Annotated in this window: 14 protein-coding genes; 5 read left to right on the top strand and 9 right to left on the bottom strand. The window is 51.9% G+C overall.

What is annotated here, in order from left to right; translation table 11 throughout:
• Nucleotides 1-92: 92 nt before the first annotated feature.
• The 7 genes from FCL47_RS20880 to FCL47_RS20850 form a co-directional block, all read right to left on the bottom strand.
• Nucleotides 93-1790 carry an AMP-binding protein gene (locus FCL47_RS20880; protein ID WP_136815667.1) on the bottom strand — a complete coding sequence of 566 codons (1698 nt, stop codon included), beginning with the start codon at nt 1788-1790 and terminating at the stop codon, nt 93-95.
• Between the two features lie 419 nt (nt 1791-2209).
• Nucleotides 2210-2614, bottom strand: a complete 405-nt coding sequence (locus FCL47_RS20875; protein ID WP_136815666.1) for a response regulator — start codon at nt 2612-2614, stop codon at nt 2210-2212.
• 90 nt (nt 2615-2704) lie between these two features.
• Nucleotides 2705-5698 carry a DNA polymerase III subunit alpha gene (locus FCL47_RS20870; protein ID WP_136815665.1) on the bottom strand — a complete coding sequence of 998 codons (2994 nt, stop codon included), beginning with the start codon at nt 5696-5698 and terminating at the stop codon, nt 2705-2707.
• Between the two features lie 9 nt (nt 5699-5707).
• The gene (locus tag FCL47_RS20865) at nt 5708-6940 is read right to left on the bottom strand and encodes a hypothetical protein (RefSeq protein WP_136815664.1); all 1233 of its coding nucleotides are present in this window, start codon (nt 6938-6940) and stop codon (nt 5708-5710) included.
• Nucleotides 6940-7812 (bottom strand): DUF72 domain-containing protein, encoded by an 873-nt coding sequence (locus FCL47_RS20860; protein ID WP_240744324.1) that lies wholly within the window; start codon nt 7810-7812, stop codon nt 6940-6942. The genes FCL47_RS20865 and FCL47_RS20860 overlap by 1 nt, the downstream gene beginning before the upstream one ends.
• A complete protein-coding gene (gene lexA, locus FCL47_RS20855; RefSeq protein ID WP_136815662.1) occupies nt 7793-8440 on the bottom strand; it encodes a transcriptional repressor LexA in 648 nt (215 codons plus the stop codon). Before lexA ends, FCL47_RS20860 begins: the two co-directional genes overlap by 20 nt.
• A gap of 179 nt (nt 8441-8619) precedes the next feature.
• On the bottom strand, nt 8620-10491 hold the full coding sequence (locus tag FCL47_RS20850) for a lytic transglycosylase domain-containing protein (protein WP_136815661.1): 1872 nt from the start codon (nt 10489-10491) through the stop codon (nt 8620-8622).
• Between the two features lie 416 nt (nt 10492-10907).
• Here FCL47_RS20850 and FCL47_RS20845 point away from each other — a divergent pair, with 416 nt between their 5' ends.
• Complete coding sequence (locus FCL47_RS20845) at nt 10908-11741, top strand: alpha/beta fold hydrolase (RefSeq protein ID WP_136815660.1); 834 nt, start codon at nt 10908-10910, stop codon at nt 11739-11741.
• Nucleotides 11734-13911, top strand: coding sequence for a response regulator (locus FCL47_RS20840; protein ID WP_167496595.1), 2178 nt, complete (start codon nt 11734-11736; stop codon nt 13909-13911). The genes FCL47_RS20845 and FCL47_RS20840 overlap by 8 nt, the downstream gene beginning before the upstream one ends.
• 88 nt (nt 13912-13999) lie before the next feature.
• Here FCL47_RS20840 and FCL47_RS20835 read toward each other — a convergent pair whose 3' ends face one another.
• On the bottom strand, nt 14000-14941 hold the full coding sequence (locus tag FCL47_RS20835) for a DUF1566 domain-containing protein (RefSeq protein WP_136815658.1): 942 nt from the start codon (nt 14939-14941) through the stop codon (nt 14000-14002).
• Nucleotides 14942-15078: 137 nt separating this feature from the next.
• Here FCL47_RS20835 and glgX point away from each other — a divergent pair, with 137 nt between their 5' ends.
• The 3 genes from glgX (at nt 15079) to FCL47_RS20820 (ending at nt 18840) form a co-directional block, all read left to right on the top strand.
• Nucleotides 15079-17187, top strand: coding sequence for a glycogen debranching protein GlgX (glgX, locus tag FCL47_RS20830; protein ID WP_136815657.1), 2109 nt, complete (start codon nt 15079-15081; stop codon nt 17185-17187).
• 330 nt (nt 17188-17517) lie between these two features.
• The gene (locus FCL47_RS20825; RefSeq protein ID WP_240744323.1) at nt 17518-17979 is read left to right on the top strand and encodes a GDSL-type esterase/lipase family protein; all 462 of its coding nucleotides are present in this window, start codon (nt 17518-17520) and stop codon (nt 17977-17979) included.
• A gap of 54 nt (nt 17980-18033) precedes the next feature.
• Nucleotides 18034-18840: a DNA-binding protein gene (locus tag FCL47_RS20820; protein ID WP_136815655.1), complete on the top strand. Its 807-nt coding sequence runs from the start codon at nt 18034-18036 to the stop codon at nt 18838-18840.
• Here FCL47_RS20820 and FCL47_RS24880 read toward each other — a convergent pair.
• The coding region (locus FCL47_RS24880; protein ID WP_205747394.1) for a hypothetical protein at nt 18795-18995 on the bottom strand (201 nt) is incomplete at its 5' end. The genes FCL47_RS20820 and FCL47_RS24880 overlap by 46 nt on opposite strands.

The following is an 18995-nucleotide window of genomic DNA, read 5'->3' as shown; positions in this document are numbered from 1 at the left end:
TGAAAAGAGTCCCGCAAAGCATTTAGGCGGGATTAGTGGCTTGCTATTCAACTTTTTGTGCCTTTTGCAGAACAATTTTTTCGTGAAGTAGCCTACCCCAACAGAGCATGCCCATCATAAAGATAGCGTTTTATCTTGTGGGTAGCCGTCTTGATAAAAGGCTCCCGCCGTTCGAAAACCTTTGCCAGCCGGGATGATTTCGGCAATTGTCGGTTCAGTTCCAGGCGCATCGAGTCGAGCAAATTTTCAATGTAGGCCCGCCTGTCGGCACGAGAACTTCCGGCAGTCTGATCATCGATAAATTCATAATCCGGATAAACCCAGGCCTCCATCTGGCCGTTGTTTTCAATAAGCAGGGTTTCCACAACCCAATGGAAGGTGTTCATCTTATGTTCAATGGCTTCCGGATAGACATTTTCCCCATTGCTGAGAACAATCACGTTTTTCAACCTGCCACAGACATGCAGATTACCCTGTTTATCGATAAAGCCAAGGTCACCGGTGGAGAGCCATCCGTCTTTGGTCAACACTGTTTTGGTAGCTTCCTCATCATTATAATAACCGCGCATCACATTGGCACCACAGACGGTTATCTCACCAATGCCCGTTTCCGGATCCGGACTGACTATTTTCACCTCAACACCGGGAATCGGTTTGCCGGTCGAGCCGATGGCAATTGTTTTATCTCCTGCCGGTCCTCCGGCAATCAGAGGAGACGACTCGGTCATACCATAGCCTATCAGATAGGGGAAATTTGCTTCATGGAGAAACTTCTCAACATCGGGATTAAGCGCTGCTCCGCCAATCCCCATGAGCTGCAGGTTGCCGCCAAAAAAAGCAATCAGCTTTTTGCCTATCTTCCGATGAACTAGTTTTCTGCCCACCCCGAATTTACACACCCCTTTTAACAGGCGGCTTTTTTCAATCTGCGGCAGGACCCTTTTTTTATAGATCTTCTCCAGCACCAGGGGGACGGCGAAGATGGCAAAAGGTTTTTCGTAAGCACAGAGTTTCTGCAGGATCGCCGGTGTCGGCGTTTTGCCGGCGTAGGCAATACGTCCCCCGAGCAACAGCGGCAGAATAAAACCGCAGGTGAATTCATAGGTATGCGACATAGGCAGAATCGACAGCCAGACGGAGCCCGGCTGGATTTCTTTCAGCCCGGCGGCGGCATAGGCATTAGCCGTCAAGTTCTTATGGGTCAGCATGACTGCTTTTGAATACCCGGATGTCCCGGAAGTATACAAAATAGAAGCGAGATCATCTTCACCTACCGGAGGGAAAATGGGACCTTCGGCATCCTCTTTCAGGGCGCTCAGGGCTTCCGCCAGATAACTGGAAAAAGTAACCACCGGCACAACACTGATCTCGGGATTGTAGTTGTCAAGAGTGATAATCGGCCCCTGCAGTTCCTGCCGCAGCTCATAGATTTTTTCGATCTGCTTCTGGGTTATAAACAGCGCCTTGACCTGCATCTCATTGAGAATATGATGGACGTCACTCTCCGGCAGGTCTGGCAGGATGGGAACGGCAATAGCCCCCAGACGAACAATGGCCAGGTAGGCTATACCCCAGTTTTGCGAATTTTCGCTGAGGATGGCGACATGATCGCCTTTGCCAATACCGTTTTTTTGCAGTCGCGCAGCAATGGCAAAAATACTTTCGAGGAATTCACCATAGGAGAGCGGTTTTTCCATTGCCATGCCTATGGCAGGGTTGTCTTTGTATTTTGCACAGCTGGAATCGATAACATAATTGAGAGTCATACCGACTTCTACAACTGAATTCATGGTCCCACCTCTATCTATGCCCCGGCTCTTTTCACTCCCGGCAAGGCAAAATTATGGTCTGCTTCGTAGTTTGGACAAGCCGTAGGATAGTACACAAAACGACTTTCGCCGTCAATGCAACCATTCACCGGAAAACAAATCAATCCGGCACAACCTCAGGACGGTAAGCCATGCCGGTGCCGCAGATGCGCAGGAGAGGTCTTTGAACTGTGCGAGGGCAGGTGTAACGGCTGAAAATAAAACTGATGCGGTGCCGATAATGGCGTCCCCGGACATTAGCGGGGTTCGAGGAATGGCGGGGATTTATGTTTAGGGAAATTACCGAGGAAATTTATATGAGGGCGCGAGTTGAACAAGCAACGCATCGATGCTCTTTTGATAATACGGAGCATGAGCACCAGCAGGCCTGCTTCTCGAAATCAGACCTCTTCAGAAGGCTCTGAACTTTGATCCTGAAGAAGTCTTTTTACTGCTTCGGTGATATCCTCGATAGCAAAAGGCTTGGCAATGGTGATTACATTATCAAGATACCCGGCAACGGCAAGGTACCGCTCCTTGGAGATAGTCCCACCGCCGGAGATGGCAATGACCGGGAGCTTAGGTGCCAGAGTGCGCAGATCGAGAATGGTCTGCAAACCGTCTTTAATCGGCATCACCATATCGGTTATGACCATATCGCAGGGACTTTGTTGAAACAGTTCGACCCCTTTCTGGCCATTCACCGCCGACAATACTTCATATCCATTCATCTCCAGGATCCTGCGGAGCAGGTCAAGGGCTGTCGGCTCATCGTCTATAACAAGGATACGTTTCCGGTCGTTCATTGTAATGTTGTATATATTGACTTTTTGTTAAAGAATAGCTTTCTGCCTTTATACGCTACTTTAAAAAAATTTCAAACCTATTTAACAGTATCAGGCTGACCGGATTGTATCCACGGTGAGGGTCAGTGCGCCAAAATCCATCTCGACCATACCGGTCAGCAGATACCCTCTGCCGCTGCGCAACATATGTGCGTGACGCTGATAGACTTCAGGGAAAAATGTCGTCTCCAGTTGCCCGGTTTCGTCCTCGAAGGTGAGAAATTCCATGACCTCGCCGGTTCGTGTCGATACCAGCTTACCGGTCAGCAGCCAGGCTACCAGCTGCACCCGTTGTCCGACACGATCCGGCAGAGCTGCCACTTTTACCAGACCTTGTCCCTGTTGCGGCAAAAATTGCACAGGATGGCAGTCACAGAGAAACCCAAGGATTTCATACTCCCTTCGCAAGGCACTCTTTGTATCGGGTGGCGGAAGCGGAGGTGCCGGAGGGAGCTTTGCGGCAAAAAGGGAAAGGCACCGTTTATCGTGCAGCAGCCGTTGAAAACTGGCCCATTGCCAGAGCAGAGCGGTCCGGTTGCTCTCGGGATGCAGGCTGTCCAGCGCCCCGGCATGAATAAGCGCCCGGGCCTCATTGTCCGCCGGCTGCGTTCGCCTGAAAAAATCGCCGCTATCGTGAAATGGTTCCTGATCCCGCGCCCGGACAAGCCGATCCAGGAAACCAGCCGACAGGCCGTGCACACTCTGCAGGCCGACCAGTATCCGGTCTTTTTTACCGGTCCAGGAAATCTTACTGGTCCGAACATCCGGGTGCGAAATTTTCAGACCCAGTCTTTTCGCCTCGGAAACATAGGCAAACGTCGAATAATAGCCCCCCTGGTTGGCGATCACCGCAGCCATGAATTCCGCCGGATAATGACGTTTGAGATAGGCGGCCTGAAAGGACACCCTGGCATAGGAGGCGGAGTGCGGCTTGCAAAACGAATACCCGTCAAAGCTCATCATCATCTGCCACATTCGTTCCACTTCGACCGGGTCGACATGACGCCGGATACAGCCTGCAAAAAACATGTTTTTATAATGCTGAAGCCGATGCACCTTGTCTTTTTTCGACATGATCTTGCGCAGGCCATCGGCATCACTGTGGCTGAAACCGGCCAGGGCAACGGCCACTTTGGAGACATCTTCCTGGTAGACCATCAGGCCGAAGGTATCGTCGAGAACATCGCCGATCTGCGGGCAAAGCGGCTGCCAGCTGCCGCCATGCAGGCGCCGTACATATTCCCGGACAAATTCGTTGGCCGCCGGTCGGATGATGGATGATTGGATCACCAGCTGTTCAAAATCGCCGGTCCCGGCTTTTTTTTCCAGCAGACGCATGGCCGGGCTCTCGATATAAAAACAGCCCATGGTCGCCCCTTCGGCAACAGACATCCTGGTCGCCGGATCATCTTCGGGCTGCCAGGTCAATTCGTCAAGACAGCCGCCGCCTGCACGTACCGCAACAAGGGTATCGCGAATAACCCCCAGGCTTCTGTTGCCAAGAAGATCGATCTTGACCAGCCCCGCCTCTTCAGCGCCGTCTTTTTCCCACTGGATAATCGGCACGCCCTTGGCCGCGCGCTCGACCGGCACATAATGCGCGATCGGCTCCGGGGTGATGATCACTCCCCCCGGATGAACAGAGAGATACCGCGGCACCCCGATCAGGTTTTGAGCGAGTGCTAAAACCTCAGGCCAGGGAGGCGACAGGTCCTGATCTTTGAGTGACGGCAAAGAGCTCAGGCACTGTTCAAGATTTTCCGCCCTGCTGCTGTGCACCCAGGGCATCCGCTTGGTCAACCGGGATATCTCACCGTCCGGCAGACCAAAGGTCTTCGCCGTTTCCCGGATAGCCATGCGCGGCTGAAAAAAGACATGGTTACAGACCATGGCCGCATGACCGGCATAATCCTGCAGCACATCGGCCAGCACTTCATCGCGCTCGTCCCAGGAAAAATCAATGTCGATATCGGGGGGATCGGTCCGGCCGGGATTGAGAAAACGTTCAAAATAAAGATTGTATCTGATCGGACAGACATTGGTTATCTCCAGGCAGTAGGCAACCAGCGAGGCGGCTCCCGAACCGCGGCCACAGATCCTCCTCTTTTTTCTTTTGCCATCCGCACCCTTTCTATGGACAATATCGCGGACAACCAGAAAATAAGCGGAAAATCCCATGTTCTCAATCACCTTCAGCTCATGCTCAAGCCGTTCGATCACCGGCTCGCCCAGATCGTCTCCGTAACGGCGCCTTGCTCCCCGATAGGCCTTTTCTCGTAAAACGAGCGCTGGCTGCCGTCCCTCTCCCCCCCACCAGGGCGGCATGACAACCCCAAAATCCGGACCGGTGAAGGTGCAGGTTTTGCATAGTTTTTCTGTTGCCGCCACCACCTCCGGCCAGATGGCAAAATTATGGCGATACGCTTCTGGACCAGCCAGCCAGTTCAGATCTTCCATCATCTGCTGCTGCACAAGGCGGCTGATCGTACTGCCGGCACGAATCGCCTGCAGCAGATACGAAAGCTGCCGGTCGCTCTCCTGGCTCATATCGCTGTCGGCGGTGGCCACGGCGGCGATGCCATGGTTCAGGGCAAAGGTATGGAGCGTGCGCCCAGGACCACTGGGGCAGGCACCGAGATCGGCCGCAACCTGCACGCCCTGCTCGATATATTTCTGCAATAAACTGGTATCTCGACACAAAACGAGCAGGCCGGTGGCCAGAGATGCCACATCGTCCATAAGAGTAAAACTTTGGCCCATATGCCGCCTGGTCAGCAAACCACAGAGATTGGTGTAGCCGATTTTGTTTTGCACCAGACAGGTAATGCATTTCTTTGAGCCCGGCTCGGAGACCTCAGCGCCAATGATCGGCTGCAGGCCTTCATGCCGACAGGCTTTGATAAAATCCCAGAGACCGTAGAGATTATCCCGATCGGTTATAGCCAGACCGGAATAGCCACGTTGTTTTGCCTGTCGGCAGAGGGCGGCGGGCGACGACGTGCCCTGCAGCAGGGAGTAATATGATCGGACGCGAAGGGCAAACACGGGGGACACTCAATGGACAGGGAAACCGGCGGAATCGTCAACGGAGGAAGCGAGAGGATACTGCAGGCCAACGCCGATCACTCCATGGCCAAAACGGCTGCGCAAGATATCCACGGCGCCACTGACCTTTTTCTGCCGGAATTGCCGCAGGTCCGGTTCGGCAAAAAGCGACAGTTGCGGCGACTGACGCTGCAGCCGGTCACAGACCAGACGACAGCTGCGGATTCTGACCCGCCTGGTCCAGGCGCACTGCAGGGCGGTCAGCGCCAGTTCACGCAGCAGAATATCTTCGCTGGTCCCGGCCTTGCAGGAGGCCTGCCGCACCACCAAAGCGCCGTCCGAATATCTCAGCCAGATCCCCACCCGCCTGGTCACCTGCCGCTGCATACGCAACTGAAACCCCGCCCGGCCGGCAAGCGCGGCAACAACTCCCTCCACCAGGTCCTGATCGTTGATATCCCCGGCAAAAACATGTTCATAGTCAATACCTTCTGCCTTGCCTTCAGGCGTACACACCCTGCTGTCGTCGACACCATGGCTGGCGGCATGCAGATACTCGCAGCGGCGGCCAAAAGGGACCATAAGCTGGTGGCGGTTCAGCTGTGCCAGCGCACCGATGGTAGTCAGCCGGAACTCCTGTAACTTGAGTAATTCCTGGGCGGAAAGTCCGGGGAGAAGGTGAACGGGCAAGGGAGCGAGAAAACGTTCCTCATCCCCTGCAGTGACAATATATTCCCCCACCGGCTTGACCAGTCGGGAAGCGACCTTGGCTACCAGTTTACTGGTGCCGAGGGTCCAGATCGGATTGATCCCGAGGCTGGTGCGCGCCTGGCGACGGACCCGCCAGCCGACATCGGGCGCCGGACCGTACAGCCGATGGGTCCCGGTCACGTCGACGAAGAAATGCCCATCCGCACGGCCGCATTCAATCAGCGGGGAATACCCCTGCAGCTCCTTGACAAAGGCCCGCATCGCCTTGTCGTACAGGGTGACACGGGGCGCCAGAAGCGCCGCGCCCCGACAGAGCCTGGTCGCCTGCCTGAGGGCCATTCCCTTGCGCACCCCTTCGCCGTAAGCCTCTTCGCTCATATCGTAGACCACCGCCCGTGCTGCCTGCAGCGGGGCAATAATCAGCGGCCGGCGGCGCAGACTGCTGTCGGCCACCCGTTCGACGGCAACGGCAAAATCGGCGACATTGAAATGCAGCACGGCCCGCTCCCGCAGCGTAAATCCCTGCGCCATCAACTTTCCCGGGGCCTGAGATCAGCCAGGATCGCCGCCAGCCTCCGGCCATTTTTCGGGGCCTGGGCCCGGACATGGTTATTAAAAACCAGTATGCCCCGGTCGGCTTTAGCAGCCATCGGAGAGAGGTATTGATCACACCAGGCACAAAGTTCCTGATCGGAGTAATCGTAATTGAATTTTTTCTGCATATTTCCCGACTGCCAGCCCGCTTTGTTCCGACCGTGGAAACGGACATAGAAAAGCGCCGGATTCGTCACTACATCAAGGGCAGGAAAAAACCCGGGCAGCGACGGCGCATCAACAGTCACAAGGGTGACCTGCCGCCGTTCCAGCTCGGCAAAAACAGGATCGGCCGCCCAGGAACAGTGCCGAAACTCGACCGCCACGGGCACATCGTGCAGCCCGTCAAGCAGCGCGGCCAGATAGGTACGATTGGCGATGGAACGGTCAAAATCCGGCGGCAGCTGGATCAGGACGGCGACAAGCCTTTTTTGCAAAGGTGCAATTCCCTGCCGGTACATCTGCAGCTGTTCCCGCCAGTTGTCTGCCCGTTCATGGGTCATGGTCCGGGTCAGTTTGGCGGCAAACAGCAGGTGGGCAGGAGCCTTTTCCACCATCCGGGCCAAAGCGTCGGCCCGGGCCATCTGATACCAGGTATAATTCAGTTCGACCACCGAGAAACAGCGGCCATAGAGGCCGAGCATCTCCATGCTTTTAGTCCCTGCCGGATAAAAGCCGCTATCCACCCATTCGGTATACGAATAGCCGCAGGTGCCGACATACACGGGGCAAACCCGGCCACGTGCTGTCGATCCGGCACCAATGGCCAGCGCCACCTTTGCCGGGCTGTCACCGTTCTTTCCGTTCACCGTCAAACTCCGCATGTCTGCCTCTGATTACCCCAACCACCTTCCCCTGGACCAGCAGTTCGCTGAACGGATAGCACATGACCTGATAGGCATCGTTGGCGGGCCGGAGTTCGATATGGTCGGCATAACGGAAGAAGCGTTTGACTGTCGCCTCCTCCCCTTGGATCAGAACGGCAACGATCTCTCCATTTTCGGCATACTGCCGCGGTTCGCAGACCACCAGATCACCATCGAAAATACCGGCATCCTTCATCGACTGCCCCTTGATGCGCAGACAAAAAAGATTGTCACCGGGAAAGAGCGAACTGTCGACCACCATCGTTCCCTCCCACTCCTGCTGGGCATACATGGGCAGTCCCGCCGTAACCCGGCCGACGATAGGCAGTTCCCGGCCCACCCCGTGGCTGCGGCCTTCCCGGGTTCCGGGATACAGACGCACAGTCCTGCCATAATATCCTTCTCGCTCAAGCACATTTTTCTTTTCCAGCTGATTGATCAGCTGGGCCACCGCCGTATGGCTGACGCCCAGATCAGCGGCGGCCTGCCGTAAGGTCGGGATGCGCCCTTCCTCGTCCATCCGTTCCATCAGATAGTCGAACACCTGCTGCTGTTTGTCGGTAAGTTCCATGCCCATCCTCCATAATGTATATGTACATTTTTCCTAATTGTACATATACATTGCATTTTGTCAATATACATTGTTGGCGATCGGAAAAACAGAGTATCGGGCGCTACCGCGGACTCACGAAAAAATCGTGTCTTTCCGGGAAGATAACAGAAGAGAGTGGCACTGCGGGAAAAGGTGTATCAGCCACCAACAAGACAATCTTTGACGCGATCCCATTTTTCCTGGTCAACTGACTGCAGTTTTTCAAAAAAAAGTTGCTCGCTTGAATATTTTTTGCCATTACGCTCCCGCTCGAGAAACTTCTGGTACTCCCCAGGTCCACCGTTATACATGGCGTAGACAACCTGGGCGAGAAGCTGCATATCAGCATTCTTTTGCCAGCGGGAATGATTCAGGGCATATTTACGCAGATACAGATCGGCAATCTCACAACCGGCGAGGGCGTTGTAACGAATATCCCAGCGCAGGCGGCTGAGATCGTACAGACCTCGCCAGACCCGTTCGTTGATCTGCATCAACCCAATCGATGTCTGATTAGAGGAGAGCAGATAGGTGAGTTTATTATTTTTAACGATAAACTGACGAAAACAGCTTTCCTGCCAGGCCATTGCCGGGATGAGTTTCCGGAACATGTCATGAAACTGATGTAAAATTTCGCTTCGGGATAAGATTGCGGCAGTATTCTCGGCAAGAACATCCCTGACTCTTGCGACATACCCATCCACATTTTCTTCGGGCACTTTCCAACTGAGAATATCGCCATACGCCGGCAGCGAAGCGCCATACACCGGTGTAATGAAAAAATAGAAGACTTGCGAGAAGGGGTCATCCTCCGGTTCCTCCACGGGGATATCGAGTTCCTGCAGATCATCCTGAGACTTGACATCCTCATCAATCGGCGGCAGCTGCAGCAGCTCTCGCAACTGTTTATCCAAATGCGGACTGTAGGGCAAGGTTGTCCCCTTGCCGGCCAGCATACCGGCCAGACGCAACAGGCCCTGCTGGCTGATCTCTATACCAAGCGTTGGTCCCATCCGATCAAAAACGGCCAGGGCATCAGCGGCAGTAAAAAAAGCCAGATACCCGAGACTATTGTCCGAAGGCTGGGCAAACAACTGTCTTCGAAAAACAGGGGCCAGTTGCTGCCAGGCCCGGACAAACTGTATCCTGACGAAATCCTTGCCAATATCGGGTTGTTCAAGTGCTGCGACAAAAGCATACCGGGTATCAAGCAACACATCTATAAGAGTCTGCCGATCTGCCGGATTAAGCGACTCAGTGGCCATGGTGGTGAGCAGTCGGACCAGAAAGGCATCCCAGGTATCCCAGAGCTCGAGGAGCTGCTGGCGCTCTTCTCCAGTCAACTCCGTCACCACCAAATGATCTTTTGACCGGAAGATTTCCTGCACCTCGGTGAGCAGTTCCACCACGATACCATCCGGCTTCACCTCGACCCCACCCCCATGCAGGCTGTCGAGCATGGCCTGGGTTGATCGCTGTGCCTCGGCATGAAAGAGCGGCGCAAGAAAAGAGCGCAGATCGGTAATCGGCGGTGCAAGATCAAGGCGCACCTGGTCGAGATATTCAGATACTCTGGGCTTGGCAAATCTCCAGAGGAAGCCGGCAACCGTTGCCGGTTGCCGGGACAAGGTCAAAAGACTCGAATTAACCGTTCGAAAAGAGAGGGAAAATGTCCGGCCATCAAAGACCGGCTCCTGCAAGAGCTCCAGGTAGCCCTGCCACTCCACTGGGATGAAACATTTTTCGCCCAGATGTAAACCAACTCGTATTTCAAGTTGCATTTCCAGACGCAACAGTTTCCCGGCCGATGAAAAATGCGGTTTGGCAATCCTCACGTAGGTGCAATCACCAGGCAATCCAAAGATCGCGGCACTCTGGTCGGTGCCGGTAAAACTGTCATGCAGGAGCAGGGAGGTCAGCAGTTTATGGTCAAGGGTCAGAGGCAGGACAACTTTTTCCGCAAACCCCGACGAGGCGGAAAAAAGCAGCCACAGCAAAACCAGAGGAATGGATTTCAGTAAACTCTTCATTATTTTCCAGCACCATTATTCAGCGACATCCCAGCCACTCGCAACCAATGTAAACACAAAGAAAAATCATCAGGCACAACTATACAATCCCCCTCTAACTATAAAAAGGACAAACGTATCAGCTCATACAAAATCACCAAGGAATGTTCCGCAATCTATTATTGCCGCAGCACATTACCACCGTCTGTTAAGACAAAACCAGATGACACTATTCGGCTGTCATTTATATCTTTCCTGGAGTAAACTATTTATATATAGGTAAACAACCGACGGAGATCTTTTATACACAAAACCTATAATTGGTTCTCAATGCACGCAAAACAGAGCGTTGCTGGGTAGAGGTCTTCTTTTCGTGTTCCCACAAAAACGACAAGGCTCCTCTGGTTCGGCATTCAGCATCAAAGGGTTTGACGCGTATGCAACCTCTCACAACTTCCTCATGTTCAATCGGCAATACGCAGATCGCCTATTTTGCAAAAGGGAAAGGACAACCTGTGCTGCTCGTGCATGGAGTCTCCACCTATTCCTTTATCTGGAGAAAGATCGTTCCTCTCCTGGACAGGGACTACCAGGTCCTCGGCATAGACCTTCCAGGTTGCGGTGCATCGGGTAAGGGCATAGAAGAACCTTACTCGATCAAAAGACTTGCTTCTCTCGTAAACGATTTCCTTGAAAAAAAGGGAATTCAAAAAATACATCTCGTCGGGCACGATGTCGGGGGAGGAGTTGCGCAGATTTTTGCGGTCAGTTTCCCTGAAAAGCTCTTCAGCTTAACTCTCATGAATTCCGTCGCTTATGATTTTTGGCCGGTACAGCCGATAATTGCATTGCGCACTCCTATTATCCGCCAGCTGGCCATGGCCACACTGGACAAGGGCGCATTGCGGATGATTGTCAGAAGAGGCTTGTATCACAAGGAAAACCTCACCAAAGAACTTCTCAATGATTTCTGGGAACCGTTGAAGACCAAGGAAGGCAGAAAGGCCTTTCTCCATTTCGTCGCATGCCTCGACAACAACGAGCTACTGGAAATTGAAAAAAAACTGCATCAATTGCAGCTCCCTGTCCTTGTCATGAGGGGTGACGCCGACCCGTATCTCAGTGCTGCCATTGCCGAAAAACTTGCGCAGAATATCCCTGGCGCAAAACTCGTCATAATCCCCACCGGCAGCCATTTTATGCAGGAGGACGAGCCCGAACTCATTGCCAGAGAACTGAAAATGTTTTTTGCGGTACATGATCATGACTGACGATCTTCCATCACGACTCCAATCACTTGAGCACCAGCTTTCTGTATTGACAGAGGAAAACGCGCAATTGGCCGAAAGAGCTGAAGATTCGCTTCTGCTTGGCCTGATATCCGAAAATATACAAAACCTGCAGAACCAAATTGAAATATTCAGCAACGGCTTAGAACAAATTTCGATTCTCAAAGGGATTCCTTTTTGCAGCTGTGGCCGTTTAATCGGTTGTGAAATTGAGAAGATAGCAAGCTATGCATCATTCTCCGATTCCATAGACATTGGCTACCCGATAAAAATCAGCAAGGACGTCCTGACAGATCTTAAATACGGACCAATCCTTATTACCAAACCTGAAAATATCAGCTGCACGTTTGACCGCAGTACGTTTCAGCCAACAGCAGCAGCTCTCATTCCTTTTAAGACCCAGAATATACCCAGCGGAGTCTTTCTGTTTTTAGATAACACCACCGAGACGGAGCGTCTTGCACCAATGCTGATGCTTCTGAATCATGCAGTCGAAATGATTGCATCTAAATATGACAACATTTTCCTGCTTGATGCTCTGCGGACAGCAAATAAACATCTGGAACAACGTGTACAGGAACGGACCATTGAATTAACGAAAGCCAACAGAGCGATGCAGGAAAGTGAGCGTAAATATCGTCAGCTTGTAGAAAACGCCAATGATGCAATTTTCATTGTTCAGGATAACAGACTTGTGTTCTTCAATGAAAAGACCATCAGGGACCTTAAGTACCAAAGAGAAGAACTGCTGAACCGTCCGCTCCTTGACCTCATCCATCCGGCATCCAGAGAGGTTGTCACAGAACATTACACCAAAAGGGTGAACAGCGCCTCTGACACACCCAGTACCTACACAATTACCGCGTTAACGAAGGATAAGGGCGAGCTGACCGTTCAGATCAGCTCTGTTATGGTTGACTGGAACGGCAAACCGGCCATCCTGAATTTTGCACGGGACATATCCGATCAGCGCAGACTCGAAGAAAGCTTTCACCAGGCACAAAAAATGGAGGCTATAGGCCAACTCGCCAGTGGCATTGCCCATGACTTTAACAATATGCTTGGTGGCATTATAGGCGCAGCAGAAATGCTTGGGCTCTACCTGCCAGACGATGCCAAGGCAAAAAAATTCCACCAGACGATCCTCGAAGCTGCAGCACGAGCCGCAGGTCTCACAAGGAAGCTCCTCTCCTTTTCACGTTCCAGCCAGCAGAGCTCCAGTCATGTCAATGTCCATGATGTCATTCACGAAGCCATCGTCCTCCTGGAAAATAGCATCGATCCACGAATTAAAATAAAGGTCAGTCTTAAAGCTGCGAAAAGTACCGTAATAGGTGACCCCTCACAACTCCAGAGTGTATTTCTCAATTTGGGGATAAATGGATCCCATGCCATGCCAGGCGGCGGAACATTATTTATCTCTTCCGATATTACAGAACTTGACACTCTCTACTGTAATTACTCGACTTTTGACATCCAGCCGGGAACATACCTGGAAGTAAAAATTCGGGATACAGGAATCGGAATTGCACCGGAACACCTGGGCAGAATATTCGAACCGTTTTTCACGACAAAGGAAAAGGGACAGGGAACCGGACTCGGCCTGGCCTCTGCCTACGGGGCTATCCAGCAGCATGGCGGGGCCATAACCGTGCACAGTAGAGCAGGCACGGGCACCACCTTCCGGGTCTTTTTCCCGTTAGCCGATGCAGAGTCTGCTCAACAGATTGCCACTCCGATCCTCCAGAAGGGCCGTGGACGCATACTGGTGGTCGACGACGAAGAGGTAATGCGGCTTACCGCCAAAGCTATACTTGAAGAACTGGGATACGAAGTCATAGTAGCCAGAAATGGCCAGGAAGGGTTGCAGGTATATCTGCAGGAGAATGCGGCTTTCGATCTGGTGCTGCTGGATATGGCAATGCCGGTTATGAACGGCCGAGACTGCTTTGAAGCCATGAGAAAGTACAACCCGGATGTTCTGGTTGTGCTCTCTTCAGGATTTTCCAAGGCAGAAGACCTCCGGGAGATGAAAGACCTTGGCCTCGTGGGGCTTGTCAGAAAACCGTATAGCAGCAGCAAACTCAGCCAGACCATCCATGCGGCCTTGCATAAAAGGGACCGACGCTATCCGCCCCGCTCACTGAGGTAACCCAGACAAAAAAAGGCCCTCTAGAAATATTCCAGAGGACCCTGATGGTGATTGCAGCTACTGGCCACCCTTCCAGACAACCTTATAGTCAGGCAACAGTGCGAACCAGTCTGCCGAATCCTCCGGGAATTGTCCCGGACGACCAGAAAGCCCGGCCCTGTTTAAAATCCACGAACCAGTAACCACCCGGTTTGCGCTGGGCCGCGACAAAAATAAATGGCTGTTCTTTGGAAAAGCACGGATTCAGGTAAATATCCTTGAAATTTTTCTCCGGCTCCATGAGCGACATGGCTTCTTCCATGGTCGGCAGTCGCCAGTCGGAAAATCCGCCAAAATTATTTTTATTTATTTCGTCGATATTTTTCTGCATGGTTCTGATCGAGTTAATATCAAGACCGTCCCGTTGCCACATCAGTGAGGTCCGCTGGTCGACAATGACCTGAGGGTCATCGGTGGCAACAAAGGCATTGGCAAATCGTCCGGTTGGATTGCATTCAGAATCGAAAAAATTCCACTTTTTTAACACGCCGGCAAGCTCATCATCGTTTATCAGGCCAGGCTCCGAGGGCAAAAGGACCACATCCCCGGTAAAAGGTGCTTCCGCAGCCTTGGGAAGCGGCGTTCCCATGTCTTCGATCAGCACGATTTCGACCCTCGGCACGATAAGCCCCGAGTCCCCCCCGTCGAGCACATTTTCGATCAGCCACTGTTTAATCGGCTCGTTGATCGCATAACTTTTTTCAAACGTCGACGAGCTCCCCTGCCCTTTAACGCATTGTTTGACTATTTCCAGCGGTGCCTTTATTTCCGCCAGAATTTTTGCGTGTTTCACGGCCCGTTCCATCAGACAGAGCTTCGGCACAGCGCCCCAATTGTCGACAAAGAAATAATAGACGCACTCCTCATTGTTGCGTACTCTTTCACGCCCGCCCCAGGATTCAAAAGTCCCGAAAGACATATCCGGAGTCATCTCCCAGTCGATAGGACTGATGATCTGATCGCCGATTTTCACCTTGTGAAACATGCCCATAATTATCTCCATATGTGTATATAACTGCCTATTTGATCACTTTCTGCCATATATCATTTCCTTATTATCATGGCTGGAGTAACATTACCGCTCAGCAGAAAGCGTTTCTCCTAATAACATTAATAAGCATCATCAGCATGTCTACTGAGAAAAGAATAGATATAAGAAAAAGAGGTTACCCCCTTCCCGGAGGGGTCAGCAGACTGCAGGAAGGGATAAACTTTGCCATCTTCAGCCGACACGCCACCCGCATCACCCTGGTTATCGACCACTGGATAAAAGATGCCGTCCTCCCCATCCGCCATGAATTTGAGCTTGACCCTATTGAAAACCGAACCGGGGACATGTGGCATATTCTGCTGACAACTCATCAACAGAATTTCAGCTACGGCTATCGCCTTGACGGCCCGTCCGATCCGTCCGGCAAAGGACTGGTCTATGATTATGACAAAATCCTCATTGACCCGTATAGTTGCGCCCTGCAGCCGAGAAAATGGGGGGAAGTTGCGCAATATGGGGCAAGACCACTCAGCAGAATTGTCGCCCAGGATTTTGACTGGCAAAAAGACCGGCCTCTCAGAACCCCCTTATCGGAAACCATCATCTACGAACTCCATATACGTGGTTTCACAAACGATGCCAGCTCCGGCGTTGCTGCACCGGGAACGTATCTTGGGGTTATTGAAAAAATCCCCTATCTGCGGAGTCTCGGCATCACCGCCGTTGAACTGATGCCGGTAACCGAATTCGATGAAAATGATACCGTATTCCACGATCCCGACAGCGGCAGGCGATTAAAAAATTTCTGGGGATATAATCCGGTCTCTTTTTTTGCCGTCAATTCCGGATACGCCCACGACTCCGAGCAGGCCATTAACGAATTCAAGACCATGGTTCTGGCTCTGCACCAGGCCGGGATTGAAGTGTACCTTGACATGGTCTACAACCACACAGGGGAAGGTGGATACGCAGGCAACACCAGCAGCTTCAGGGGAATCGACAACCCTATTTACTATCTTCTCGACAAAGACAACAACTATCTCAATTTTTCCGGCTGCGGCAACACCATAAACTGCAATCACCCGGTGGTGCGCCATCTCATCCGTGATTCCCTGCGCTACTGGGTGACCGAGATGCATATCGATGGCTTTCGGTTTGATCTGGCCTCTATTTTCGGCCGGGACCAGCAGGGTAATGTCCTGCTTAACCCCCCAATGATCGAGGCAATCGGGGAAGATCCGGTGCTCCGGGACACCAAGATGATCGCCGAGGCATGGGATGCCGCCGGGTTGTATCAGGTTGGGTCGTTTTCTACCGACCCCCGGTGGGCGGAATGGAATGGTCGTTTCCGAGACGACGTCCGTACATTCATGATCGGCAGCAAAAACACGGTTTCACAACTGGCGACCCGCATAGCCGGCAGCTCGGACCTGTATCAGTCGAGTGGCCGCGGCCCCTTATGCTCGATTAATTTTCTGACCAGCCACGATGGCTTCACCCTTTATGACCTGGTCAGCTTCAACCAGAAGCACAACCGGGCCAATGGAGAAGACAACCGGGACGGCGACAACCACAATATCAGCTGGAACAGCGGCACCGAGGGCCTCGAATGTTCAGCCGGTATCCAGCGGCTCCGGCTGCGGCGCCTGAAAACTTTCACAATCCTGCTGCTTTTTTCCCAGGGAGTGCCGATGATCTGCGCCGGCGACGAATTCGGCCGCACGCAAAACGGCAATAACAACGCCTGGTGCCAGGACAACCAGACCAGCTGGCTGAACTGGTCACTTCTTGAAACAAACAGGGGATTCCACCGATTTTTCAAGGTATGCATCGCCCTTCGAAAAAAACATGCCCTCTTCCGCAGAAAAGATTTTTTCCAGCCTGAAGGCGCCCAAAATGCAAACACAAAAGGTAACAAACACCCCGAAATAGCCTGGCAATACCTTATCCCCGGATCACAGAACTGGTCAGCCGACTGCCAGGGGCTGGCATTTCTACTCCGCGCATCAGACTGCGACAAGGAATCGAGCGACTTTTTTGTAATGCTCAACGGCAACAAGGACCAGACCTTGTATTTCATGGCTCCTGAACCACAAAAAAAAGGCCGGGCCTGGTATCGAATTATCGACACTGCGGCTGTTTCTCCAGACGACGCCTGCCCACTTGAGGCTGCGCCCCCTCAATCAACCAGAAACCGTATTGGTGTTCCTCCGTTTGGTTGTGTTGTTTTGCAGTCTGATTATTAGTGACTTAGAAAAACGTCTCTTGTGTTTTCTACAAGAGACGTTTTTCGTGAAGGAACTTATACCCGTCAAGCGAGTATTAAAAAAAATCCCGTAAATCTCTTAGACAGGATGAGTGGCCCTGATATTCCCCCATGTGGGGATGAGATCATTCAAGAAAATCTTTGGCAGCCCAATCGTCATGTGCTAAGGTAATATGAGATTACGACATTTCCGGTGTCGAATCTTTTTTCTTTTTAAACGCTTTCATTTTCAAACTGTTGAACGAAACAAATGACACAGGTATTACTCTTAGGGGACTCACATGTAGCGTACTTTTACTGGCAATCACGTATGCCTTCCTACAAAGTGATGAATTTAGGAGTACCCGAGACGACGACCGCCGATCTGCTTGCCTCCCTGCCCGATATCAAGCAGCAGGTTGCACATGCCGATGTGATCATGATTATGGTGGGCACCAATGACGTGCTCACTGGCAATTACGAGTTCATTGACACGCTCAAAAAGATATGCGTCCAACTCAGTCATGACTTTCCGACTGCGGAAGTACTGGTCAGCAGCCTCTTTCCTATGGTTCTTCCCGAATTGTCCGATTCCACGATCACCAACCTTAATAGTCATATTGAAGCATCCGCCATGCAGACCGGTTGCTGCTACCTTGATACCCACCATCGATTCAGCAACGCAGACCACCCGGTTTTTCTTGAAGACGGGATAAATATCACCGAATCGGCCTATGAAGTATGGGCCCGGGCTTTGCTTGAACATATTGCCTTTCTCATAGAAAATGACTAATTTGACAATTGTCTGTGTTTCATCACCATAATATTTTACCAAGGAGTTTTACTGATGTGTCGTAAACTTGTTTTTTTTATCTTTGCCGTTCTTTTTTCCGTCACGCCACTGTTGCTGGCCAATCAACTCATGGCGATGCCCAAGTCAGCGGCGCCTCTGAACATCCCGACAATATCCGGCACGGTCATCGAAACCATGAATGCCTCGGGGTATACCTATATGCTCGTTGAGAGTGGGGCTACAAAAACATGGGTAGCTATTCCCGCCACACCTGTTGAAAAGGGTGCCGCTATCGAATACTACAAAGGAATGGTGAAGAAAAATTTCACCAGCAAGACTCTTGATCGAACCTTCGATACCGTCGTCTTCAGTTCAGGACTCGCAGGCCAGAAGACCGAAACAGCACCACAGCCGGTAATAGAAAAAGAAAATGATTCTTTCTCGGCCGCCGTCAAGGCCGAAAAAACCGACACCAAGATCGCACCGGCAATGGAAATGTCCGGTGGCAGCCTTGGTGCAATTGCCCCACTGGAAGATATCTCCATTGAAAAAGCAGCTGCCGCTAACGGATATACCGTTGAGAAAATCTTCACCGATGCCAAAGAACTTGCCGGCAAAAAAATTCAGGTTCATGGCAAAGTCGTCAAATTCAACCCGCTGATCATGGGCAAGAACTGGATCCATCTCCAGGATGGCACCGGCAATCCCATGCAGAACAGCCATGATCTGGTGGTAACCAGCTCAGAAACAGTGGAGGTAGGCAGTATCGTCACCATTGAAGGCGTTCTCGCTGCAAATAAAGATTTCGGGGCTGGTTATAAATATGCCGCGATTGTTGAAGATGCGGCGATTATAAAATAGGGGATATAATTTTCACGAAAGACTTCTTTTGCAAAGTGCGCAAGAGACTGACGGCTGGCTGATAATCCCGCCAAGAAGCGTTGCGGGACTCTTTTCAGTACTCGCTTGACGGGTATAAGTTCATTCACGAAAAACGCCTCTTGCAAAGTGCGCAA

The sequence above is a fragment of the Desulfopila sp. IMCC35006 genome (genome assembly GCF_005116645.1).
GTDB lineage: Bacteria > Desulfobacterota > Desulfobulbia > Desulfobulbales > Desulfocapsaceae > Desulforhopalus_A.
This window is presented reverse-complemented; position numbering and strand designations above follow the sequence as displayed.